The sequence below is a fragment of the Oceanobacillus locisalsi genome, assembly GCF_042675985.1.
Classification (GTDB): domain Bacteria; phylum Bacillota; class Bacilli; order Bacillales; family Amphibacillaceae; genus Oceanobacillus; species Oceanobacillus locisalsi.
In genome coordinates, this window is the sequence record NZ_JBHTKK010000002.1 from 194529 (window position 1) to 216854 (window position 22326).

Consider the following 22326-nt stretch of genomic DNA (forward strand, 5'->3'; position numbering starts at 1 on the left):
ATCCTGTAATGGTATGTGAAAAAGGAAGGTGGAGGGGCATGGATACATTATGGACACTGGCATACGAGATTGGTTCATTGTATATTATTGTTGCAATCGGCTGGCTGATTCGGCGGAAGGGTTTAATCTCGGAGCAGGGTCAGCGTGCGGTGACAACATTATTATTATATATCGCTTTGCCTTGTCTGATTATCAGTTCCATGCATATGCCTTTCCAATATGAACAGGCTTATGGTGCTTTTATTATGTTTGTCCTTTCCATTTACATCATGGGAGGGACTCTTTTTTTAAGCCGCTTTATTACCAGAAAGCTGATATTACCGATGGATCGGAAGGCAGTGTTTGAAAATGTCATCCTGTTTGGAAACCAAGGTTTTATCGGCATGGTAATTATTTTGCAGCTGTTTGGGCAAGAAGGTGTCCTGTTTGCTTCGGTGTTTAATCTGATTTATTTTATTTTGATATGGACCTATGCGATTTATATTATGAATCCAGAAGGAATTCCTGTTTCCAAAGCAATGTTTATTTTCAAAAATCCAGGTTTTTTAGCAACGGTATTTGGTTTTATTTTATTTATCTTTCCTGTTCAAATTCCCGCTTTTATCATGGACCCTATAGAGACGATTGGCCAGATGACCGTGCCGTTATCGATGATTATGATTGGCATGATGATATCCAGCGTTACTTTTTCTAAGGTACTTGTATATATGAAAGATATATTTGTTTATCTTGCTGTCGTTATTCGTTTATTCATTTATCCGCTCCTCTTTTTTCTGCCATTATTATTCTTTCATATGCCGTTTGAATTATTTATGATCGCTTGCCTGCTTTCTGCTACACCGAGTCCGGCAACGATAAGCATGTATGCACAACTATATGGGGGAGATGTAGAATTTTCGGCAGTAGTTGTGTTTTTTTCTACGTTGTTGTCAGTGGTTAGTATTCCGATTATTTATTTGGTGTTTTTGCTGCTGATGTAATGTGAAATTGCAACCAAAAGTTTGCAGAGAATAATACTTTTTCTCTGCAAACTGATTTAATGAATTCTATGCATTTCGGTATGCCATCTGTTCTGTATTTATTTGTTTGGTAGATTGGTAAACAGATTTATATTGCTGAAAAAGTACTTGATATCTTTTTGCATTTTTTTGTATAGGGTGAAAAGCTGTTTGTTCATGCAGAAAAGAATCAGCACACTCTTTTAAAGAGGGGAACCAGCCTGACCCATAAGCTGCAAGCATTGCAGCCCCCATTCCCGGACCTTGCTCGCTGCTTAGTTTGATAACTTTCGTGTTAAATATATCTGCTTGCAACTGTAACCACATATTACTTTTGGATCCGCCCCCTATGGAAATAATGGAGTCAATTTGTTTGCCGTTATCTCGAAATATATCCACCGATTCATTTAACGAGAATGTTATTCCTTCTAATATCGCTCTAGTAAAATGTTTCATTTCATGTTTACTATCGATTCCTATAAAGCTTCCTCTGACAGTAGAATCAACATGCGGAGTTCTTTCTCCCACTATATATGGGGTGAAAAGCAGTCCATTTGCTCCAATAGGAACATCGTTTGCTTTTTCAATTAAGGAATCAAAACTTTCTTCTTCAGCAAATATGTCTTTAAACCAAGAAAGACTGTGTCCGGCAGCTAATGTCACTCCCATTGTATAGTAAGCGTCTGGTGCAGCGTGAGTCATATAGTGCACTTTTCCACCAAATTTTTTCTTTCCACTTTCTTCATAAGATAATACGACTCCGGAAGTTCCAATACTTACCATCGTTTTTCCCTCTTCTAATATACCCGCACCAATCGCACCGCAAGCATTATCTGCTCCTCCAGCAAAGACTTTTGTTGTACTACTAAGTCCTGTCGTATCTGCGAATGATTTGGAGATGGTTCCAACATTGTCAGTAGAAGAAACAAGCGGAGGGCATAGGTTAATATCAATATCCAATACATGGCAGATGTCTTCACTCCATTCGCGATGTTCAACATTTAAAAGAAGTGTTCCAGCAGCGTCAGAATAGTCCATTTGTAATTCTTCTGTCATACGAAAACGGAGATAATCTTTCGGTAATAAAAATAGGGACGCCTGTTGAAAATTAGCTGGTTCATTTTTCTTTACCCATAATAGTTTTGTAAGTGTAAAACCTTCTAAAGGGATATTTTTAGTCGTTTGTAGCAATTTGTCCCAGCCTACACTTTCGGTTATCTCTCGGCATTCTTCCGTTGTACGCGTGTCATTCCATAAAATGGCCGGCCGAATCACTTGATGATTTTGATCCAGTAAAACTAAACCGTGCATTTGTCCTGAAAAACTGATTCCTTCAATATCTGACACATTTCCGTCAAATTGACGAAGCAGGGTTTGTAGACCGGAAATTGTTTGCTGGATCCAGTCTTCCGGATTTTGTTCACTGTACCCGGCTTTTTCTTGTATCAATGGATATTCTTTCGATATTTCTTGAACCACTGTTCCTTCCATGTTTACTAATAGTAGCTTAACTGTACTTGTTCCTAAATCGATTCCAATCACATATTTCATCTTACATCTCCTTTCTGTGTGTTATTTCATTTATAAAATAGTGAATTATTCATAAGAGATATGATGCCCGTTCTCAAAAAAGTGTGTTAATGCAACAGCAATTGCCCCAATAATGGTTGAATCAGAGCCTAATTCAGAGAATAAGATATCCAAGTCTCTGTTGTGATCAGGTAGAACATTGGATCGAAGTGTTTCATTTAAAGCAGGTTCCACCCATTTTTTTAGTTTTGTAATATCACCTCCTAATAAAACATTTTTTGGGTTAAAAATATTTACAAGGCTTATAAGACCAATAGCTAAATATTTGCCTGTCTCTTCAATTTCTCTTATTACTAATTTATTATCCTGATTAGCCAGTGTGTCTACAAATTCAAGTGTGAGACTGGTATCTAATTGATCTGTAACTGCCGTATGTTTAGAGATTTTTTTTAGTAAGGCGTTAGAGGAAGCATACATCTGCCAGCAACCTTTACTTCCGCAAGTGCATTTTTTACCATTGTATTTAATTATAAGATGACCCGCCTCCCCAGATAACCCATTATATCCGCGAAATATTTCATTATTAATCGTAGCAGCGCTGCCAATACTGTTACCAACACTCACATATAAAGTGTCTGTTAATTTATTATCCTTATCAAACTGCTTTTCTCCAATAAGACCTATTCGAGCTTCATTATCTACAACACATGGAATATGAAAAGTATCAGAAATAATTTGTCGCAAATCTACAGTATTCCATTTTAAAGAAGGAGCCTTCAAAACTGTACCATTTCCATCAATCATACCGGGGAATCCAATGCCAATACAGGTGATTTGAAATATACTTTCTTGGACATAATGTTGCATTTCTTTAATGGATTCAATAATTTTTTTAATAATAAATTTTGGTGTTTTACTGGTCATCTCTTTTGTAAAACGTCGAACTATATTGCCATTTAAATCAGCCAAAGCTACTTCTAATAGTTTAGATTTCACTGTAATACCAACAACAAAACCGGAATCCGCCTTTATGGTGTACATAGTTGGTTTTCTTCCCCCTGAGGATGCACCTTCACCCAATTGTTTAATAATAGAGGATGATTCAAGCTCATTGACTAATCGTGATACGGTTCCACGATTCAGTCCGGATTTAGTGACAATTTCTGGTTTTGAAAGGGGAGAGTGCTCTCTTATAATACGTAATATCAATGCTTTATTAATTTTTTTGACCAAATACTGGTCGGCTGTAATAGTTTCCACTATAAAATCATTCCTTTCAATTTGATGTAAGATTCTTAACTCACTTGAAATATTTGTAATTTTCATAATATATGGTTTAAGATAAATGAACTTAATCTTATGTTTAAAAACGAATTATTCTATATAACAATTATATGCATTTTTTAATCATATTTACAATAAAATTATTAATTTAATTTATGAAAGCGTTTAAAATAATAATTATAAAAAAATAGAAATCCCTATATATAAGTATTTAAGGAGAATAAATAAAAAAAACATATTAAAAATAGTTTTTCCTATGGAAAAACAAAGTTTAGTGTGTTAATATAAATCCACTGAATCATTTCATGTTAAATGAAAACCTTTTCTTTGTTGACGTGAAAGTTTTAAGAAAAATTTAAGGAGGTTAATTATGATAAAATTTGGTTGTCATGGTTCTACTTGGCAGTTAGATTACGATGTAGAAAGTGATCGAATGCCTGAAATTTTAGATGCAATTAACAAAGCGGGCTTTAAAGGTATTGATGCACAGGTGAAATTGTTAGGAAGGTTTCAAAATCAACCACTAGCTTTTAAAGAAGAATTACAAAACCGAGGATTAGAATTAGCTGCATTAACTTTTCCTTTTAGTTGGGAAACAAAAGAAATAAAAAAGCGGGAATTAGAACTTGCTGAATATTATATTGATTATCTGCAATATTTTCCTGGAGCTAAATTGAACATTGCTCCTCGTGTTCATGCAGAAAGAAAAAATGTAGATGAAAATCATCAGAAAATTATTATATTAGCGAACGAAATTGGTGAATTAGCAAAAGAAAAGAAGATACTAGCTTCTTTCCATCCGAGTTCACCGCCTGGATCATATTTTAGAAATTCACAGGATTATCAATATATGTTCGATAACTTGAATTTTGATACACTTAGTTACACTCCTGATGCAGGTCATATAGCTTTTAGCGACATTAATGTATTAGAAATATTTAAAAATAACTTGCACCGTATTAAACATGTTCATTTCAAGGATGCATCCTTAAATAATGAATGGAAAAAAATGGGGGATGGCGATATTGATTTTCCTGCCATTGTCAGTTTGTTACAAGATAATGGATATGATGGATGGATAATGGTTGAGGAAGAGACGAAGCAATCGGAAATGAACCCGAATCAAGCAATTATGGATATTGGGCAATATGTTGAAAAAAATTTAATTCCAGAGGTTAAAAATAATGTATAAAAATAAAGGATTTATTCCATCTGTATTAATACCAGAAATCTTTAAACCAAGTTTAGATAAGGAAGATTATCTTCCCGAATTAGTTGATAGCTTAAGTGAAGAAGGATTCTATTGTGCTTTGGAAATAGCACCTGTATATGATTCAAATAACAGAAAAAAAATTAAACAGATTGTAACGACAAAAGAACTTACTTTAGTAATGTGGATGACAAATATCATTGATGAACATCAATTGGATTTATCTTCGCCTGATAAAAAAAGAAGGGAAAAAGATGTAAATATATTTCTTGAATATATTAATTTAGCTACAGAATGTGGCGCACATAATATAGCATTAATTAGCGGGCCATTCCATGGAGAAGAAAAATTAACTGAATCTATGTCTGGCTTCATTGATAGTTTAATAACAATCTGTAAAGAAGCAGCTAAAAATGATTTAAAAGTATTGGTGGAACCGTTAGACAGATCGGCACATAAAAAGAAATTTATGGGTCCAACAACTGAATTGGTAGAAATTATTAAAAAAGTACGCAATGAACAGCCGAATATAGCAATTGCATTTGATACAGCGCACGCAGCATTAAATAGTGAAAATATTGAAAGCGCTTTATCATCGGCTTTTCCTTATACGGAGCAAATTCATTTATCTAATGCTGTGTTGGATAAGGAGAACAGGATGTATGGGGATCACCATATGGTTATAGATAATGAAGGATTTCTGACACAGCATAGAATAGAAAAGTTTTTAAAAAATGCAAATCAGAACGGATATTTAAATAATGGAAAAATGCGAATTTCAGTTGAAATGAGAACACCTGAAGATCAAGATTCTCACTATTATGAGAATATAGCAAAAAATATCTTAAAACAAGGACTTCAAATTTTAAAATAAATTGACTAGAGAGAGGAATCAAAATCATGCATAATATAAATTTAGAAAATGTCGAATTATTAATCACGGATAGTTTGCAGGCAGTGGGATTAAAGGAGGAGGAAGCGAAAATATGTGCAAAAAATATTGCCTTTGCAGATCAACAAGGGACAGACACACATGGAATTATGCGTTTACCTATCTACATTGAAAGGTTAAAAAACGGGCTTTTCAACTCAAAACCAAATACGCAATGGGTGAGGGAAAATGAAACGAGTGCTGTTTTAGATGGTGATAATGGAATGGGGCACTATTCAGCTCAACTAGCAATGGAAAAGGCCATAAAAAAAGCAGAAGAAAAGGGTATAGGAATCACTACATTATATAATGGTAATCATATTGGAGCAGGAGCCTGCTATACAAAAATGGCTGCTGAAAAGGGAATGATTGGTTTTTTAACAACCAATGCTGGGCCATTAATGGCTCCAACTGGAGGAACAGAAAGATTATTAGGTAATAATCCAATTTGTTACGCCGTGCCAAGAAGAGAAAAGGATCCCATTGTTTTGGATATAGCGAATAGCATTGTCGCCGGCGGGAAATTACAATTGGCTAGCTCTAAAAGTGAAGAAATACCTTTAGGATGGGCTTTAGATAAAGAAGGAAAACCAACTACGGATCCTGATAGAGGTTTGGAAGGTGTATTACTGCCAATTGGGGGACATAAAGGTTACGGTCTAACTTTAATGATGGATATTCTAGCAGGAGTTTTGTCAGGAGCAAGCTATAGTAAAAATATACCTCATTTAGATGAAGAAGGTAAAACTGGCGTAGGGTGTACGATGATTGCTTTTAAAATTGAAAATTTTATGGAGTTAGAACATTTCTATGATAGGCTAGACGACTTTACCAGTTTAATTGTTGATTCCAAAAAAGCGCCTGGTTTTGAAAGGATTTTATTACCTGGTGAAATAGAATCAGAAACAAAGGATAAACGTTTGCAAGAAGGCACGCAGATCAGTGATAGTTTACGTCAGGAGTTAGTAACAATGTTAGATGATTTACAATTACAAACGGACAAATATGGATTATGAATAATTTTAAAAGGTGGGGGAGTAATAATGAGTAAATCAAAGTGGGCATTCATGGTAATTTTAGTGGTGGGAAGTATTCTCTTCATTGCTGGCTGTGGTGAGGGTTCGGATGGGGATGATGGTCAAGCAGATGGGGCTGATGGAGAAGACGTTGTGCTGCAATTTGGGACGAACCTTCCGGAAAGCCACATTATGGCACAAGGTTATCAAAAGATGGCAGATGAAGTGGAAGAAAACTCGAATGGCAGACTGAAAATTGATATGTACTATTCTGATCAATTAGGAAATGAAAGAGATGTTACAGAAAGTATAGCACAAGATATTGGAGGTATGGCAGCGATTGGTACAGGAGAAATGGCAAGAAGAGATGACACACTTTTGATTTTCGATGCACCATATGTGTTTGAGTCTCTTGAACATATGTTAGATTTTGCAAACGGAGAAGAAGGACAAAAAATTTGGGATGATTTTGCAGAGGAAACGAACATTCGAAATTTAGGGTTGATGTATTATGGCGCCAGACATGTGACTACAGCGAATACAGAGGTTCACACACCAGAAGATCTAAATGGAGTAAGTTTGAGAGTACCAGATCAACCGATGCCGCTAGCCTATGGTGAAGCATTAGGAGCAAACGCTACTCCAATGGAACTTGGCGAGCTTTACTTGGCACTGCAACAAGGCGTTGTGGACGGTCAGGAAAATCCGCTACCTACAATTCATGGAAATGGTTTTAATGAAGTGCAAAATAATGTGATATTGACCGGTCATGTTATTGCTGCTACAGGATTTGTTATCTCGGAAGAAAAGTATCAAAATTTGCCAGAAGATTTAAGAACAATCCTAGATGAGGCTGTAGAAACAGCGGTTGAAGATATCTCTGCTGATGTGGTAGCTACTGAAGCAGAAATATTGGAAGAATTTGCAGAGCAGGGTGTCAATATCATAGAACCAGATTTAGATGCTTTCAGAGAAAGCTCGGAATATATTTATGATGAATATGAAGATGTTTGGGGAGAAGGTCTGTACGAGACTATTCAAGGTGTAGCAGAATAACAAAGTCGTAAGGGTTCCATTTAATAATGTGAACCCTTACATCAAATACATGAGGTGAAAATTATGCGGATATTAAAAAATATAACAGATAAGCTAGAAGAATATTTGCTTATTATTATCTTGTTAGTCATCTGCAGCACGATGGTAGTACAAGTGTTTTATCGATATATTCTAAACGATCCTTTAATGTGGTCAGAAGAATTTGCGAGATTTTTATTAGTGTGGTTAACCTTACTAGGAATGGGATACGGAGTAAGAAAAGGAATTCATATTGAAATGCCGTTCTTTTTTGAAAAATTCTCTTATAATATGCAAAAAGTATTACAGATTGGAATCAATATATTGGTGCTTGTGTTTTTTATATATCTGATGCCATATGTATTAGAATATACAGAAACACAGCAGATGATAACTTCAACTAGTTTAGGTATTCCAATGAGCTATTTATATTTATCATTAATTACAGGAATAGTGATCGTGGTGATACGTTTGGTAGAGCAAATAGTTCATATAATTATATCTATGGTAAAGAAAACAGAGTTAAGGGGAGGAGAAAATAGATGACACTTTTACTAATAGCTTTTCTTATTTTATTAATGTTAAAAGTACCTATAGCTTTTTCCTTATTTATAAGTTCAATGTTATATTTTATTGTGTATGATGTTTCGCCAATTATGGCGGTTCAAGAAATTGTATCATCTGTTAATGCTTTTTCTTTACTTGCTATCCCTGGTTTTATATTGGCAGGTACATTAATGAATTCTGGTGGTATAACAGAACGTATTTTTGATTTTGCTAATAAATTGGTTGGGCATATACGGGGAGGTTTAGGACATGCCAACGTGTTTGCTAGTCTCATTTTTTCTGGTATGTCTGGTGCAGCTGTTGCTGACGCAGCGGGTTTAGGGAAGGTAGAGTTACAAGCAATGAAAAAGGCGGGATATTCGGAAAAGTTCTCCTTAGCTGTAACAGGAGCTTCATCTATGGTTGGCCCGATTATACCTCCAAGTATCCCTGCAGTGATTTTTGGTGTAACTGCGAGTGTATCAATTGGGCAGTTGTTTATTGCTGGTATCATTCCTGGTTTAATTATGGCATTTGCTATCTGTGTGTATATTTATTTTTACGCCTTAAAACATAGAGATACGTTCCCTTTGCCAACTAAATTGTCAGTGAAAAGTATTTTTCATTCATTTAGACATGCTTTTTTTGCTTTAATGTCTCCTGTAATTATTTTAGGCGGTATAATGACAGGTATTGTAACACCTACAGAAGCAGCGATTGTTGCAGTTGTTTATTCGATTATTTTAGGGGCATTTTATAAATCATTAACGATACGCTCTTTTTTTGAAAGTGTTCGCGAAACAATGGAAACTACTATTTCAGTTATGATTATTGTTGCTATGGCAGCAGTGTTTGGCTGGATACTGGCGAGTGAGCAGGCTGCGCAGCAATTATCAATGCTACTCCTAGATAGTATAAATAATAAATATATTATTTTGTTAATTATTACTGTTATTGTATTAGTAGTCGGTATGTTTATGGAAACGATAGCTGCAATAACTATTTTAACTCCAGTACTATTACCTGTTGTTACTCAATTCGGTATTGATCCTATTCATTTTGGTATTATAATGATTCTGAATCTAATGATAGGTTTACTGACGCCGCCGGTTGGTATGGTATTATACGTATTATCTGCTATATCGAATATTTCATTTTTAGAAATATCTAAAATGGTTCTTCCTTATCTAATATTATTAATATCGATATTGTTGATTTTTACGTTTGTACCAGGAATAGTTACTTTCTTGCCGAATTTCATTTTTGAATAAGAATATATAAGGAAATAACATTTTGTGCAGTTTGAATGAAATGATAGATCATATATTCTTGATAATGTGAATAGGTTAAGTTTATTTTAATTGTAAAAAGTTGAATTAAAATATAAGTAGTAATAAATGAGATTCTACTTTTAAGATAAATCTTAAAATATAGGAGTGTAGTACAAAATGCTCGAAAATTTAAAAAAAGAAGTTTATAAAGCTAACATGCTTTTACCCAAATATAACTTAGTCATGTTTACTTGGGGAAATGTAAGCGGAATTGATAGAGAAAATGATTATGTCGTCATTAAGCCAAGCGGAGTTGAATACGAACAGCTGTCACCAGCAGATATGGTCGTGGTGGATTTTAAAGGTCATATCATTGAAGGAGATTTAAAACCATCCAGTGATACGTTAACTCATATTGAATTATATAAAGCTTTTCCAAACATAAGAGGAGTTGTACATACTCATTCAGAATGGGCTGTTTGCTTTGCGCAAGCAGGTAAGGATATTCTGGCAGCTGGAACAACCCAGGGAGACTATTTCTATGGTTCTATTCCTGTAACTCGAAAAATGAGAAAAGAGGAAATAATAGAACAATATGAAAAGCAAACAGGTTCGGTCATTATTGAAACCTTTAATAAAAGACAGATAGAACCAGATCAAGTTCCAGGTGTATTGGTAAATGACCATGGTCCTTTTACTTGGGGAGATTCTCCTGAAAATGCTGTTTATAATTCAGCGGTGTTAGAGCAGGTAGCAAAAATGACTTATCACACGATGCAAATTAATCCAGATGAAATAGAAATGAGTCGAGATTTATTGGATAAACATTATTTAAGAAAACATGGAGAGAACGCCTATTACGGACAAGAGTAATTTGAAATATGAAGCAGAGCTAAAAATCTTTGCTCACATATTAATAATCTAAGATGAAACCATACCGTGATCCTTTTGACAATTGGTATAAGATGAATAAGCGTAGTAATGCTTTTAGGTATAAAAACTATTACTAAAAATTGCTTTTATCAAATTACTGGTAAGGGGGACAAAGCATGACAAAAACTGAAATTAACGCTGATCAGACAGCTTTAGGGATAGAATTGGGGTCTACAAGAATTAAAGCAGTATTAATTGGAGCTGATTATCAAACGATAGCAAGTGGAGAGTTTGAGTGGGAAAATAGCTTTGAAAATGGTTTGTGGACGTATCATGTAGAAGATGTGTGGAACGGTTTACAAACTGCTTATCAAAAATTAGCGAATGAGGTAAAAGTAAAATATAGAACAACATTGACTAAAGTCGGTTCTATAGGAATTTCTGCTATGATGCATGGCTATTTGCCATTTGATTCAAAAGGGAATCAATTAGTACCTTTCCGAACATGGAGAAATACAAATACGGAGCAAGCTGCTGTTAAATTGACTTCTTTGTTTCAATTTAACATACCATTAAGGTGGAGTATTGCACACCTTTATCAAGCGATATTAGATAGTGAAGAACATATTAAACATCTTGATTTTTTAACAACCTTATCCGGGTATATACATTGGAAACTAACGGGACAAAAAATTTTGGGGATAGGAGAAGCGTCAGGAATGTTTCCAATTGATTTCGAAACAGGAAACTTTAATCTATCAATGATAGAACAATTGGAAAATCTTATCACTTCCTTTAATTATGAGTGGTCATTACGAAAAGTTCTTCCTACTGTGCAAAAAGCAGGAACGCAAGCAGGAAATTTAACGGAAGAAGGAGCAAATTTATTAGATATAACAGGTAATTTGAAAGCTGGTATTCCACTTTGTCCACCGGAAGGAGATGCTGGGACGGGAATGGTAGCTACCAATAGTGTTAGGAAGAGTACAGGAAACGTTTCGGCCGGAACTTCTATTTTTGCAATGATTGTTCTTGAAAAAGGATTATCTGATTATTATCCTGAGATAGATATGGTAACGACACCAGATGGAAAACCGGTAGCGATGGTTCATTGTAATAATTTCACTTCCGATGTAAATGCTTGGATGAAATTATTCTCGGAGATATATGATATTCTTGGAACGAAGGCAGATACGGAACAATTATTTACTGCTCTATTTCAAAAAGCAATGGAAGCGGATGCGGATACAGGAGGTTTAGTTAACTGCAGTTATTATTCGGGAGAGCCCATCACTGGCTTGGACGAAGGACGTCCATTACTTGTTAGGTCACCTGATAGTAAGTTGACATTATCTAATTTGATGCAATCGCTGATTTATTCCGCTTTAGCAACATTGAGAATTGGAATGGAAATTTTGACAACAAAAGAGAAAGTGCAAATTAACTATATCTTGGGGCATGGAGGATTTTTCAAAACAGAAAAAGTAGGTCAACAAATGATGGCAAATGCACTGGAAACTCCGATTTCTGTTATGGAAAATGCAGGAGAAGGCGGGCCATGGGGAATGGCTGTACTTGCGGCGTATTCTGTACAGAAAAAGAATCAGTCACTCATCGATTATCTTCATCAAGAGGTATTTGTAACAGAAAAAATAAAAACAATCAATCCGACAGCAGCTGGAATTAAAAGTTTTGAGGACTATTTAAATCGATTTCATTCAATGCTGGAAGTTGAACGTGTAGCAGTTGATCAATTAAAGTAAAATGATAGGGAAATGTAATAGATAATTATTTAACTTTGTAAAAATAGAAAAAGGGATTATTGCACAATTAGGTAATTAATTGTGCAATAATCCCTTTTTTAGTTTGTTAAAACTCTTCATAAACAGCTGGATCCTGATCTTTTAAACGTCCATCCGGTTTTGTAAGGCTATTAATCATTGTCATCTCTTCATCGGTCAATTCAAAGTCAAAGATAGAGATATTTTCTTTTTGGCGAACCGGAGAAGCTGATTTTGGAATGGCAACCGCAGCCAGTTGATAATGCCAGCGGAGAATTATTTGCGAAATTGTTTTATGATGCTTTTCAGCAATTTTTTGCAATATCTCATCTTGCAACAGGTCGCTTGCTCTGGATAAGGGACTCCAAGATTCTGTGACAATACGATTGTTCGTGTCCCATTTCAGCTGTTCTGACTGATTGAACCGCGGATGCAATTCAACTTGATTCACAGTTGGCAAGACACCTGTCTCGTTTTCCAGCCGTTCTAAATGTTCTGGTAAGAAGTTGCATACACCGATGGAACGGATATAACCAAATCTTTGTGCATCGATTAATGCTTGCCATGCTTCCACATAGTTATCCTGAATTGGATTTGGCCAGTGAATTAAGTAAAGATCATAATAATCCAGATTCGCCCGGAGTAAAGATTCCTGGATGGTCACAATCGCATCATCATAGTGATGATAACGTCCAGGCAGTTTGGATGTGATAACTAATTCTTCACGCGGAACAGAGCTTCTGCGGACGGCTTCTCCGACAGTCGCTTCATTTTCGTAATTGTATGCTGTATCGAGTAAGCGATAGCCGTTTGTAATGGCTGTATTAATTGCCTGTACGCCTTGCTGTCCTTTCAGCTTGTACGTCCCGAAGCCGACAGCAGGAATACGAATGCCATCATGTAATGTGATTTCTGGAATTTGGTTTGTCATCTGTATATACTCTCCTTTCGCTTATACTTAAAATCCTACCCGTCTAATGAGGAAAATTCAAATAATTTGATTTTTTATTTCGTATAGGTATTCCCACCGTTTCTTTAAAACCGTTGCTATTTTATGAAAATCTCCGCCAAAAATAGAAAGAGCGTATCCATTTCAGTTTGCTGTATCCTTTTATAGCCATTGTTTTATCAGAAGTCTGCGGATGAACATAAATCTTACACTACATTCTCTGGGAAAAGTTGCATGAAGCACAAAATTTCTATATAATGAATATAATTTACGAAAGAAACGGAGGTGTAGAGATGTTTTTAGGACTTGAGAAATCGTGCGGAGACTGGATGGAATTCTTATATTACTGCCGTGCGAAATTTGCACTATTTGCTGCCTGCGGGATACGTCTGTCCTTTTTTAGCAATGTAATAGCAAATACGAAAGCAAAAAAGCATCTCTGCATCGGATAAAGCATGGTGAACGGAAATAAAAGTGACGTCTGAAAGCACACAGGGAGATATGCTCTTTGTGTGCTTTTTTACTGTCTTTATCTTCGGCAGAGAAGATAAAGGAGAATGAGAATGATTTGTCAATTGAATCATGTAAAGAAAATGTACGGTGGAAATATAATTTTTGAGGATTTATCGATGGAAGTAAAAGAAACGGAACGTATCGGCATTGTCGGGAGAAATGGCGGAGGAAAGACGACGCTGTTGCGATTAATGGCGGGAATCACGAAACAGGATGAAGGAAATATTCATTGGAAGAAAGAGACGACGGTCGGCTATTTAGAGCAAATCCCTGATCCGGGAGAGGGAATGCATGTATTCGATGTGTTAAAACAGTCTAATGAAGAGATTATCGCACTGGAAAAACAAATGGAAAACTTAGAGCAGATGATGCAGCATCCGGTATCAGAGCAGGAAATGATGAAAAGCGTCAAGGCATATGGAGAGGCGCAGGAGCGCTTTACGGTCCTTGGTGGATATGAATTAGATGCAAATATTAAGCGGATTGCGACTGGTTTGCACATTCATGGGTTGTTGCAGATGCCCTTTGATCAAATTAGCGGCGGTGAAAAAACAAAAGTCGGTTTAGCGAAAATCCTTCTCCAAAACCCGGATTTATTGTTATTAGATGAGCCGACAAACCATTTAGATTTACAGGCTGTAGAGTGGCTTGGAGAATTTTTGAATACCTATGAGGGAACGGTTGTCGTTATCTCCCATGATCGTTATTTTCTTGATGAAGTCGTGGAGCGGATTTTAGATTTAGAAGATGGGGAGCTGGCTGTGTATCATACGAATTTCTCTGGTTATGTGAAGGAAAAGGAAGAGCGGCTGCTCCGGGAGTTTCAGGAATATGAAGAGCAACAAAAGAAAATAAAGAAGATGAAAGAAGCCATCAAACGGTTGAAAGAGTGGGCTAATCGGGCAAATCCGCCCAATGAAGGGCTGCATAAGCGCGCAAAAAATATGGAACGTGCACTGGAGCGAATGGAAAAAATAGATAAGCCAGAGTTAAACCGGAAAAAGATGCAAATGGATTTGGAAAGTTCGGATCGAAGCGGGAAAGATGTGGTCATGATGACAGATGTGCGGAAGCAATTCGGAAAAAAACTGCTTTTTGAGCATGTAACGATGCATGTCCGTTACCAAGATCGTGTTGCGATTATCGGAGAAAATGGAACAGGAAAATCAACGTTAATCCAATTGATGCTGGGTAATCTGGTTCCGGATCAAGGGGAAGTTATAATCGGCAGTAATGTGAAGGCAGGTTACCTATCACAGCATGTTTTTCATGACATTGACCCAGATCAGACGGTGCTTGAAACCTTTCGCGAAGTCATTTCAGTTACGGAAGGAAAAGCAAGGCAGGTTTTGGCGAAGTTTCTCTTTTATGGAGAGCATGTTTTTCGTAAGGTAACGCAATTAAGCGGCGGTGAAAAAATGCGTCTGCGGTTGGCGCAGCTGATGCATCAAGATATCAATACGTTCATTCTTGATGAGCCGACGAATCATTTAGATATTGATTCACGAGAAGTATTAGAAGAAGCGCTCTCGGAATTTGCAGGAAGCTTGATTGCTGTGAGTCATGATCGTTACTTCTTGGATAGACAGTTTGATTATCTGTATTGGATAGAAAATAAGCAGATAACAAAATATCTGGGGAATTATTCATGGGCAAAAGAAAAACGGAAAGAGCAATTATCAGAAAAACAGGAGGAATCGGCTGTTTTCCATAAAAAAACGGGCAATCATTCGAAAAAATCGTATAGAACCATAGAAAAACCGTCAATAATAATAGAGAAACTGGAAAAGCAAATTGAAGCGATAGAATCGGAAATGTATGCGATAGATCTGGAGATGGCAGAAACGATAGATATAGAAGCATTGCAGCATTTGCAGAAGCAGAAAGCGTATCAAGAGGAAGAAAGACAGAAAGCCTATGAAAAGTTGCTAGTTTTAGAGAATAAAGCGAAAAAATGAGGAGCCGGGTAGAGATTCCTGTCGTTTTTTACGATATAATAGAGGTAACTTAGAATTTTTGGAAAAAAGAAGGTGCTGCATTGAAATCCGTTAACGATAAAATAGACTTATTTAAACGTTTTTTCTTAAATAACCGCTTTGTTGTATTTTTAGTCATCTTATTGTTAATTGGCTTAAACATACTTATTTTCACACATATTTCATTTGTGTTTACGCCATTTGTAGTGCTTTTGAAAACGGTATTGCTGCCAATTATTTTATCAGCCATTCTATATTATTTGCTGAATCCGATTGTGAATTATCTGGAAAAGAAAAATGTAAAACGAATCTATTCTATTTTTGGATTATATCTGGTTATTATTGGAATTTTAACGATATTGATCAGTTCGGTCTTTCCTTTTTTAAGAGAACAGATTACGAGTTTCATCATGAGTCTGCCCCCTTTTATTTCTGATATTGAGACAATGGTTAATAACTTTATAGGCGGAAACTTTGTAAACCAATTTCAATTAGTGGAATATATTGATCTGCAGGGATTTGCAACGCAATTATCTGACCGGTCGCTGGATATCGTAAACAGTGCTTTTTCCAATATCGGCAATGTTATCGGTGCTGTTACCGATATTGTTTTAGCGATTGTAACACTGCCGTTTATCTTGTTTTATTTATTGAAAGATGGTGAAAAGCTGCCAGGATACTTTATAAAATTTTTACCAGTAGCAATGAGAAAACCGACGTTTGTTATCCTGAAGGAAATGAATCATCAAATCAGCAGCTTTATTCGCGGGCAGATTATTGTTGCATTTTGTATTGGCGTACTGATGTATATCGGTTTTACCATTATCGGATTGGAATATGCGCCGGTGTTGGCGTTAATTGCTGCTTTTACAAATGTCGTGCCTTACCTGGGGCCTGCGATCGCCATTACGCCTGCTTTAATTATTGCGATTGTGACTTCTCCGTTTATGGTGATTAAACTGATTATTGTTTGGACGGTTGTACAGCTGATAGAAGGAAAGTTTATCTCCCCGCAAATTATGGGAAGGAATCTGCGTGTACATCCTATTACCATTATCTTTATTATTCTGACATCCGGGAAGTTATTTGGAATTGTCGGTATTCTGTTGGCAGTGCCTGGTTACGCACTTCTAAAAGTATTTGTGACACACGTTTTTGAGTTCTTTAGAATTCACAGTCATTTATACGAAGCGGATTTGGAAAAAGAGAAAGACGAGGAAAATAATACGCAAAAAGAATAAGCTGTTCAAAAGTTTAAATATATTTTTTAGTTCCCCCAGATTTTAAAAGTCTTGGGGGGATTAATATATCCAATAAAATCCATTTGCAGGTCTATATCGTCTTCAGATATTTAGAATTTGGCTTCAAGGAATTTATAAAAATATAAATAAAAATGAAGAGCTTAAAAATCCTGTAATAGCACTATTTTACAACGGATTCTTGTATTTAATTAAGGAATCCTGCCAGATGAATGAAAAAATGAAGTTATTGACAGCGTTTTATTTTTGGTATAAGGTGTTCATTGACAAGTTAAGGGTTGTGTCGGAGATAAAGTTCACACAGTAAATCGTTTTCACGAAAAAGAAAACGTTTATATCTGTGTGAACTTTTTTATTTGTCATGTATTCTTAAAATGCTTGTTAAAATCCATAGATTATTTTATTTAGCAAAGGGGACGAAAGACCATGACTGAATTTTTGGCTGAGTTAATTGGCACAATGATTCTTGTTATCCTAGGTGTCGGTGTTGTTGCCGGGGTAGAATTAAAAAAGTCAAAAGCAGAAGGCGCCGGATGGGTATTGGTTTCCATAGCATGGGGGTTAGCTGTCATGCTGGGAGCTTATGCAGCAGGAAATGTATCTGACGCACACTTAAATCCTGCGGTAACATTAGGGTTTGCCGCAATTGGCGACTTTCCTTGGAACAAAGTGCCGGCGTATATATCCGGGCAGTTAATCGGTGCGATTATCGGTGCAATTATTGTTTACTTCCAGTATCTTCCGCATTGGAGAGAAACGGAAGACAAAAGTGCTAAATTAGGTGTGTTTGCGACAGGACCGGCTGTAAGGAGTTATCCTGCCAATTTAGTAAGTGAAATCATCGGAACCTTTGTATTGGTTCTGGGTTTATTATTTATTGGCGCAAACGAACTTGCGGAAGGGTTAAATCCTGCAATTGTCGGTTTATTAATTGTTGCTATTGGTATGTCTCTAGGCGGGCCGACCGGTTATGCGATTAATCCAGTCCGCGATTTGGGTCCAAGAATTGCACATGCTATTTTACCGATTATCGGTAAAGGTGATTCAGACTGGAGCTATGCATTTATTCCAATTATTGGTCCTGTTGTGGGTGGTGTATACGGTGCATTTTTCTATAGCGCTATGTTTGAAGGAAATATAGGTGCAGGTTTTTGGATAACATCTGTTATCGTCATCATTGCACTAATTGCAGCATTCTTCAATGAACAGAAACGAGTGAACCAGACTGCTTCATCATAAAGAATAAAATAAGTTATTTTAGGGTAAGTAATAAATATATAAGATGAATTATTAAATCTATTTTATCTAACATTATAATCAATCATTCATTATGTGGTTAAAACTGTAATCAGCGAAGGAAAACATGAAGCCGATCCCATGGAAAGCGTCGTGTTTTTCCGGAGCGAATGCCAGAAGGCAAAATCTTAAATTAAAAATGGAGGAATCAGGGATGGCAGAGAAATATATTCTTTCAATTGATCAAGGAACAACCAGTTCACGTGCAATTGTATTTGACAATAAAGGGGAAATTGTCGATACAGCACAAATAGAATTTAAACAGTACTTTGATAAACCAGGCTGGGTAGAGCATGATGCCAATGAAATTTGGACTTCTGTCCTTGGCTGTATTGCAGAAGTATTAAATAAAACAGGTATTGAAGCGAAACAGATAGAAGGGGTCGGTATTACCAACCAACGTGAGACTGCAGTTGTGTGGGACAAAAATACAGGCCGTCCGATTTATAGAGCTATTGTCTGGCAGTCCCGTCAAACAGAGCCTATTTGTAAGGAATTAAGAGAACAAGGTTACGAGGATACTTTCCGGAGTAAAACAGGTCTCTTGATTGACCCTTATTTCTCAGGAACCAAAGTAAAATGGATATTGGATAATGTAGAGGGAGCAAGAGAAAAAGCAGAAGCTGGCGACCTGATATTCGGTACAATTGACTCATGGCTTATTTATAAGTTTTCAGGCGGACAAACCCATGTGACCGATTATTCCAATGCAGCCAGAACATTGATGTTTAATATTTATGACTTAGAATGGGACGAAGAGCTGCTCGACATTTTGGGTGTGCCGAAATCAATGCTGCCAGAAGTTCGCCCATCTTCCGAGGAATATACGAAAACGGTATCCTATCATTTCTTTGGTGCGGAAGTTCCGATTGCCGGTATTGCGGGTGACCAGCAAGCAGCTCTGTTTGGACAAGCTTGTTTTGAACAGGGAATGGCGAAAAACACATATGGTACAGGCGGCTTCTTATTAATGAACACAGGAGAGAAGCCAGTTGAATCCAAAAATGGACTGTTGACTACGATCGCTTGGGGTGTCGACGGCAAGGTAACGTATGCACTCGAAGGAAGTATTTTTGTAGCTGGTTCTGCTATTCAGTGGCTGCGTGACGGTTTAAGAATGATTGAATCCAGCCCGGAGAGTGAAGATTTTGCAACACGTGTAGACTCAACGGATGGTGTGTATGTGGTACCGGCTTTTGTTGGTTTAGGAACGCCATATTGGGATAGTGAAGCACGTGGATCTGTTTTCGGTTTAACAAGAGGAACCAAAAAAGAGCATTTTGTCCGTGCGACATTAGAATCGCTAGCTTATCAGACCAGAGATGTTATCGAAGCCATGGCAACAGACTCCGATATGGAATTAAAAACGCTTCGTGTCGATGGCGGAGCGGTGAAAAATGATTTCTTAATGCAGTTCCAAAGCGACATTATGGATGTAGACGTAGAACGTCCTGTGATTCAAGAGACAACAGCGCTCGGATCTGCTTATCTGGCCGGATTGGCTGTCGGCTTCTGGGATAGCCAGGAAGAGATTGCTAAGCAATGGAAAGTCGAGAAAACATTCCAGGATAAAATGGATAATGAAGAAAGTGATAGACTGTATAAAGGATGGCAAAAAGCTGTCGAGGCGACACGTGTGTTTAAATTGGAAGAATAGAATATAAAACAACGGTATTATGCGAAAATGTAAGTAACATGAACAGTGTACGTCCTAAGTTTTCTATATCATGGAAGGCTTAGGGCGTTTTTTATTGTTGAAAAAAGAAAAGAAAGATGTTTTAATATGTACATATTGTTTATAAAGTATATATACACTGTTGGAAAGGGTGAATGATGAAGTAATCTTGCAAATGCAGCATTTGTATGGAGTATAGCTTGACAATATTATTCAATACTTCCTAAACTGTGTATAATGAAGATATACAATCAGATAAATGAGGTATGGACATGCAAATTATCATATCAAACAGCTCCAAGGAGCCGATTTATGAGCAAATTTTAAAGCAAATTCAAACAGCAATCTTGTCTGGTGATCTGGCGGAGGGAGAAGCATTGCCTTCCATTAGACAGTTGGCGAAGGATTTGAAAATAAGTGTGATTACGACAAAACGGGCTTATGAAGAATTGGAAAAATCAGGATTTATTTATTCGATAGTGGGTAAAGGCTCGTTTGTTGCTGAACAAAATTTAGATGTGATTCGGGAGAAGAAATTACGAGTGATTGAAGAACAGCTGAGTGCAGTTATTTCCAATAGTAAGGAGATTGGTTTGCCTTATGAAGAGCTGCAGGAATTATTAAAGCTGTTGTATGAGGAGTGATGGGAATGGAAAATATAATCGAACTCCACGGTGTATCCAAAACTTTGAAAGCATTCACGATAGATAATATGAATCTGCGCATAAAGCAGGGATTTGTAACGGGATTCATTGGGGCGAATGGCGCCGGAAAATCAACAACCATGAAGCTCATAATGAATCTGCTGCAGCCGGATAATGGAGATGTAAGTGTATTTGGACTGGATTACACCAGTCATGAAAAAGAAATAAAAGATCGTATCGGATTTGTTTATGACAGTAATATATTCTATGAATCACTGAATTTAAAGGATATCAGCAAGATTGTTGCACCGGCATATACGCATTGGGATCAAAATCAATTTAAAGCGTATGTGGACCAATTTGAGCTCCCTTTAAATAAACCTATCAAAAAATTCTCCAAAGGGATGCAGATGAAAGCATCGATTGCGATGGCTCTTTCCCATGATGCAGAGTTAATTATCATGGATGAACCGACAGCAGGTTTGGATCCAACATCTCGCCGGGAGTTATTAGATATTCTTCAGGAGGTCATGGTAGATGGAAGAAGGACCATTCTCTTCTCCACCCATATCACAAGTGACTTGGACCGGATTGCCGATTATATTGTTCTGATGGATGAAGGGGAAATTCTCTTTGATAAACCTGTGTATGAGCTGCAGGAGCAGTACGCCATTGTAAAGGGAAGCACAGAATTACTGGATGCAGATACAGAGGCGTATTTTATAAAAATAGAACGTTTGCCCAACGGATTTCAAGCTTTGACAAAAGATGCGTCAAAAGTAAAAGAAGTATTCGACGACCATGTAGTGATTGAAGAAGTATCGTTAGAGGAAATCATGTTTTATATGAAAGGAGCAAATCATTCATATGACTAATTTAATCAGAAGAGATTTAATTATACAGAAATTTCAACTGTATATATTTATTCCGTTCATACTTTTCTTTATTTTTGCAGGCTCGCATATGTCAGCTTTTATTATCTTTGTATTTGCTGGATTTTTTATTCCAATTAATGCCTATTCGTATGATGAAAAAGTAGAAACAAATATATTACTGAATTCGTTGCCTTATTCCCGTACGCAAATTGTTGCTTCCAGGTATATTGGAGCCATTTTTTATATGGCTGTATCTATTGGGATTACCATAGCACTTTTCTATGTATTTAATCGTCCTTTTACTTGGATGGATGTTGCTATCGGAGCAGGGATTACCCTCTCTATGTTTGCTTTTGCTTTTCCATTGTTCTATTTATTGAAACCGGGACATATTGGAACAGTGGTTACAATAGGCTTTGTTTTAATTGTTGTGTTAAGTGGTCCGATAATCAGGTTTATTGGAGAGTACGTCACACCAATTGTTGATTTCTTCTCCAATACATCGACTGTTGCCATTTATGGAAGCGGTGCAGGGATCATTGCCGTATTATATGCAGCTTCTTGGTTATTCAGCCAAGTAATTTATCAACGGAAAGCTTTTTAAAAACGTAATCTTAATATGGAA

20 protein-coding genes are annotated in these 22326 nt (G+C 36.6%); 17 read left to right on the forward strand and 3 right to left on the reverse strand.

Going from position 1 to position 22326, the window contains the following annotated elements; translation table 11 throughout:
* Positions 1-38: 38 nt before the first annotated feature.
* Complete coding sequence (locus ACFQ19_RS03095; protein WP_379590535.1) at positions 39-980, forward strand: AEC family transporter; 942 nt, start codon at positions 39-41, stop codon at positions 978-980.
* Between the two features lie 66 nt (positions 981-1046).
* Here the strand turns inward: ACFQ19_RS03095 and xylB are convergent, their stop codons facing one another.
* Both xylB and ACFQ19_RS03105 read right to left on the reverse strand, forming a co-directional pair.
* Positions 1047-2549 (reverse strand): xylulokinase, encoded by a 1503-nt coding sequence (xylB, locus tag ACFQ19_RS03100; protein ID WP_379590536.1) that lies wholly within the window; start codon positions 2547-2549, stop codon positions 1047-1049.
* A gap of 45 nt (positions 2550-2594) precedes the next feature.
* The gene (locus tag ACFQ19_RS03105; RefSeq protein WP_379590537.1) at positions 2595-3788 is read right to left on the reverse strand and encodes an ROK family transcriptional regulator; all 1194 of its coding nucleotides are present in this window, start codon (positions 3786-3788) and stop codon (positions 2595-2597) included.
* A gap of 394 nt (positions 3789-4182) precedes the next feature.
* Here ACFQ19_RS03105 and ACFQ19_RS03110 point away from each other — a divergent pair, with 394 nt between their 5' ends.
* From ACFQ19_RS03110 to ACFQ19_RS03145, 8 genes are all read left to right on the forward strand, one after another.
* Positions 4183-5004: a sugar phosphate isomerase/epimerase family protein gene (locus ACFQ19_RS03110; RefSeq protein ID WP_379590538.1), complete on the forward strand. Its 822-nt coding sequence runs from the start codon at positions 4183-4185 to the stop codon at positions 5002-5004.
* Positions 4997-5896 carry a sugar phosphate isomerase/epimerase family protein gene (locus tag ACFQ19_RS03115; RefSeq protein ID WP_379590539.1) on the forward strand — a complete coding sequence of 300 codons (900 nt, stop codon included), beginning with the start codon at positions 4997-4999 and terminating at the stop codon, positions 5894-5896. The genes ACFQ19_RS03110 and ACFQ19_RS03115 overlap by 8 nt, the downstream gene beginning before the upstream one ends.
* Before the next feature lie 26 nt (positions 5897-5922).
* A complete protein-coding gene (locus ACFQ19_RS03120; protein WP_379590540.1) occupies positions 5923-6969 on the forward strand; it encodes an Ldh family oxidoreductase in 1047 nt (348 codons plus the stop codon).
* Positions 6970-6996: 27 nt separating this feature from the next.
* Positions 6997-8025, forward strand: a complete 1029-nt coding sequence (locus tag ACFQ19_RS03125) for a DctP family TRAP transporter solute-binding subunit (RefSeq protein ID WP_379590541.1) — start codon at positions 6997-6999, stop codon at positions 8023-8025.
* A 63-nt stretch (positions 8026-8088) separates the two neighbouring features.
* Positions 8089-8589 (forward strand): TRAP transporter small permease, encoded by a 501-nt coding sequence (locus ACFQ19_RS03130; protein WP_379590542.1) that lies wholly within the window; start codon positions 8089-8091, stop codon positions 8587-8589.
* Positions 8586-9860 carry a TRAP transporter large permease gene (locus ACFQ19_RS03135; RefSeq protein ID WP_379590543.1) on the forward strand — a complete coding sequence of 425 codons (1275 nt, stop codon included), beginning with the start codon at positions 8586-8588 and terminating at the stop codon, positions 9858-9860. Before ACFQ19_RS03130 ends, ACFQ19_RS03135 begins: the two co-directional genes overlap by 4 nt.
* A gap of 177 nt (positions 9861-10037) precedes the next feature.
* Positions 10038-10733: an L-ribulose-5-phosphate 4-epimerase gene (locus ACFQ19_RS03140; protein ID WP_379590544.1), complete on the forward strand. Its 696-nt coding sequence runs from the start codon at positions 10038-10040 to the stop codon at positions 10731-10733.
* A gap of 176 nt (positions 10734-10909) precedes the next feature.
* Positions 10910-12496, forward strand: coding sequence for a xylulokinase (locus tag ACFQ19_RS03145; protein ID WP_379590545.1), 1587 nt, complete (start codon positions 10910-10912; stop codon positions 12494-12496).
* A gap of 106 nt (positions 12497-12602) precedes the next feature.
* On the opposite strand, the gene ACFQ19_RS03150 is transcribed toward ACFQ19_RS03145, so the two are convergent.
* Positions 12603-13445, reverse strand: a complete 843-nt coding sequence (locus tag ACFQ19_RS03150) for an aldo/keto reductase (protein ID WP_379590546.1) — start codon at positions 13443-13445, stop codon at positions 12603-12605.
* A 347-nt stretch (positions 13446-13792) separates the two neighbouring features.
* Here ACFQ19_RS03150 and ACFQ19_RS03155 point away from each other — a divergent pair, with 347 nt between their 5' ends.
* From ACFQ19_RS03155 to ACFQ19_RS03190, 8 genes are all read left to right on the forward strand, one after another.
* Positions 13793-13915 (forward strand): RAxF-45 family protein, encoded by a 123-nt coding sequence (locus ACFQ19_RS03155; protein ID WP_379590797.1) that lies wholly within the window; start codon positions 13793-13795, stop codon positions 13913-13915.
* Between the two features lie 111 nt (positions 13916-14026).
* Entirely contained in the window at positions 14027-15934 is a 1908-nt protein-coding gene (gene abc-f, locus ACFQ19_RS03160; protein WP_379590547.1) for a ribosomal protection-like ABC-F family protein, read from the forward strand.
* 80 nt (positions 15935-16014) lie between these two features.
* A complete protein-coding gene (locus ACFQ19_RS03165; RefSeq protein ID WP_379590548.1) occupies positions 16015-17193 on the forward strand; it encodes an AI-2E family transporter in 1179 nt (392 codons plus the stop codon).
* A gap of 444 nt (positions 17194-17637) precedes the next feature.
* Complete coding sequence (locus ACFQ19_RS03170; RefSeq protein WP_379590549.1) at positions 17638-18450, forward strand: MIP/aquaporin family protein; 813 nt, start codon at positions 17638-17640, stop codon at positions 18448-18450.
* 211 nt (positions 18451-18661) lie between these two features.
* Positions 18662-20164, forward strand: coding sequence for a glycerol kinase GlpK (gene glpK / locus ACFQ19_RS03175; RefSeq protein ID WP_379590550.1), 1503 nt, complete (start codon positions 18662-18664; stop codon positions 20162-20164).
* A gap of 290 nt (positions 20165-20454) precedes the next feature.
* Positions 20455-20826, forward strand: coding sequence for a GntR family transcriptional regulator (locus ACFQ19_RS03180; RefSeq protein WP_379590551.1), 372 nt, complete (start codon positions 20455-20457; stop codon positions 20824-20826).
* Between the two features lie 5 nt (positions 20827-20831).
* On the forward strand, positions 20832-21701 hold the full coding sequence (locus ACFQ19_RS03185) for an ABC transporter ATP-binding protein (protein ID WP_379590552.1): 870 nt from the start codon (positions 20832-20834) through the stop codon (positions 21699-21701).
* Positions 21694-22305, forward strand: coding sequence for an ABC-2 transporter permease (locus ACFQ19_RS03190; protein WP_379590553.1), 612 nt, complete (start codon positions 21694-21696; stop codon positions 22303-22305). The genes ACFQ19_RS03185 and ACFQ19_RS03190 overlap by 8 nt, the downstream gene beginning before the upstream one ends.
* Positions 22306-22326: the final 21 nt, after the last annotated feature.

Coding starts and splice junctions, on each gene's coding strand:
- ACFQ19_RS03110 (WP_379590538.1), top strand. CDS start 4,183: ATGATAAAATTTGGTTGTCATGGTTCTACTTGGCAGTTAGATTACGAT.
- ACFQ19_RS03120 (WP_379590540.1), top strand. CDS start 5,923: ATGCATAATATAAATTTAGAAAATGTCGAATTATTAATCACGGATAGT.
- ACFQ19_RS03140 (WP_379590544.1), top strand. CDS start 10,038: ATGCTCGAAAATTTAAAAAAAGAAGTTTATAAAGCTAACATGCTTTTA.
- ACFQ19_RS03145 (WP_379590545.1), top strand. CDS start 10,910: ATGACAAAAACTGAAATTAACGCTGATCAGACAGCTTTAGGGATAGAA.
- ACFQ19_RS03180 (WP_379590551.1), top strand. CDS start 20,455: ATGCAAATTATCATATCAAACAGCTCCAAGGAGCCGATTTATGAGCAA.
- ACFQ19_RS03135 (WP_379590543.1), top strand. CDS start 8,586: ATGACACTTTTACTAATAGCTTTTCTTATTTTATTAATGTTAAAAGTA.
- ACFQ19_RS03095 (WP_379590535.1), top strand. CDS start 39: ATGGATACATTATGGACACTGGCATACGAGATTGGTTCATTGTATATT.
- glpK (WP_379590550.1), top strand. CDS start 18,662: ATGGCAGAGAAATATATTCTTTCAATTGATCAAGGAACAACCAGTTCA.
- ACFQ19_RS03115 (WP_379590539.1), top strand. CDS start 4,997: ATGTATAAAAATAAAGGATTTATTCCATCTGTATTAATACCAGAAATC.
- ACFQ19_RS03185 (WP_379590552.1), top strand. CDS start 20,832: ATGGAAAATATAATCGAACTCCACGGTGTATCCAAAACTTTGAAAGCA.
- abc-f (WP_379590547.1), top strand. CDS start 14,027: ATGATTTGTCAATTGAATCATGTAAAGAAAATGTACGGTGGAAATATA.
- xylB (WP_379590536.1), bottom strand. CDS start 2,549: ATGAAATATGTGATTGGAATCGATTTAGGAACAAGTACAGTTAAGCTA.
- ACFQ19_RS03155 (WP_379590797.1), top strand. CDS start 13,793: ATGGAATTCTTATATTACTGCCGTGCGAAATTTGCACTATTTGCTGCC.
- ACFQ19_RS03170 (WP_379590549.1), top strand. CDS start 17,638: ATGACTGAATTTTTGGCTGAGTTAATTGGCACAATGATTCTTGTTATC.
- ACFQ19_RS03125 (WP_379590541.1), top strand. CDS start 6,997: ATGAGTAAATCAAAGTGGGCATTCATGGTAATTTTAGTGGTGGGAAGT.
- ACFQ19_RS03190 (WP_379590553.1), top strand. CDS start 21,694: ATGACTAATTTAATCAGAAGAGATTTAATTATACAGAAATTTCAACTG.
- ACFQ19_RS03150 (WP_379590546.1), bottom strand. CDS start 13,445: ATGACAAACCAAATTCCAGAAATCACATTACATGATGGCATTCGTATT.
- ACFQ19_RS03130 (WP_379590542.1), top strand. CDS start 8,089: ATGCGGATATTAAAAAATATAACAGATAAGCTAGAAGAATATTTGCTT.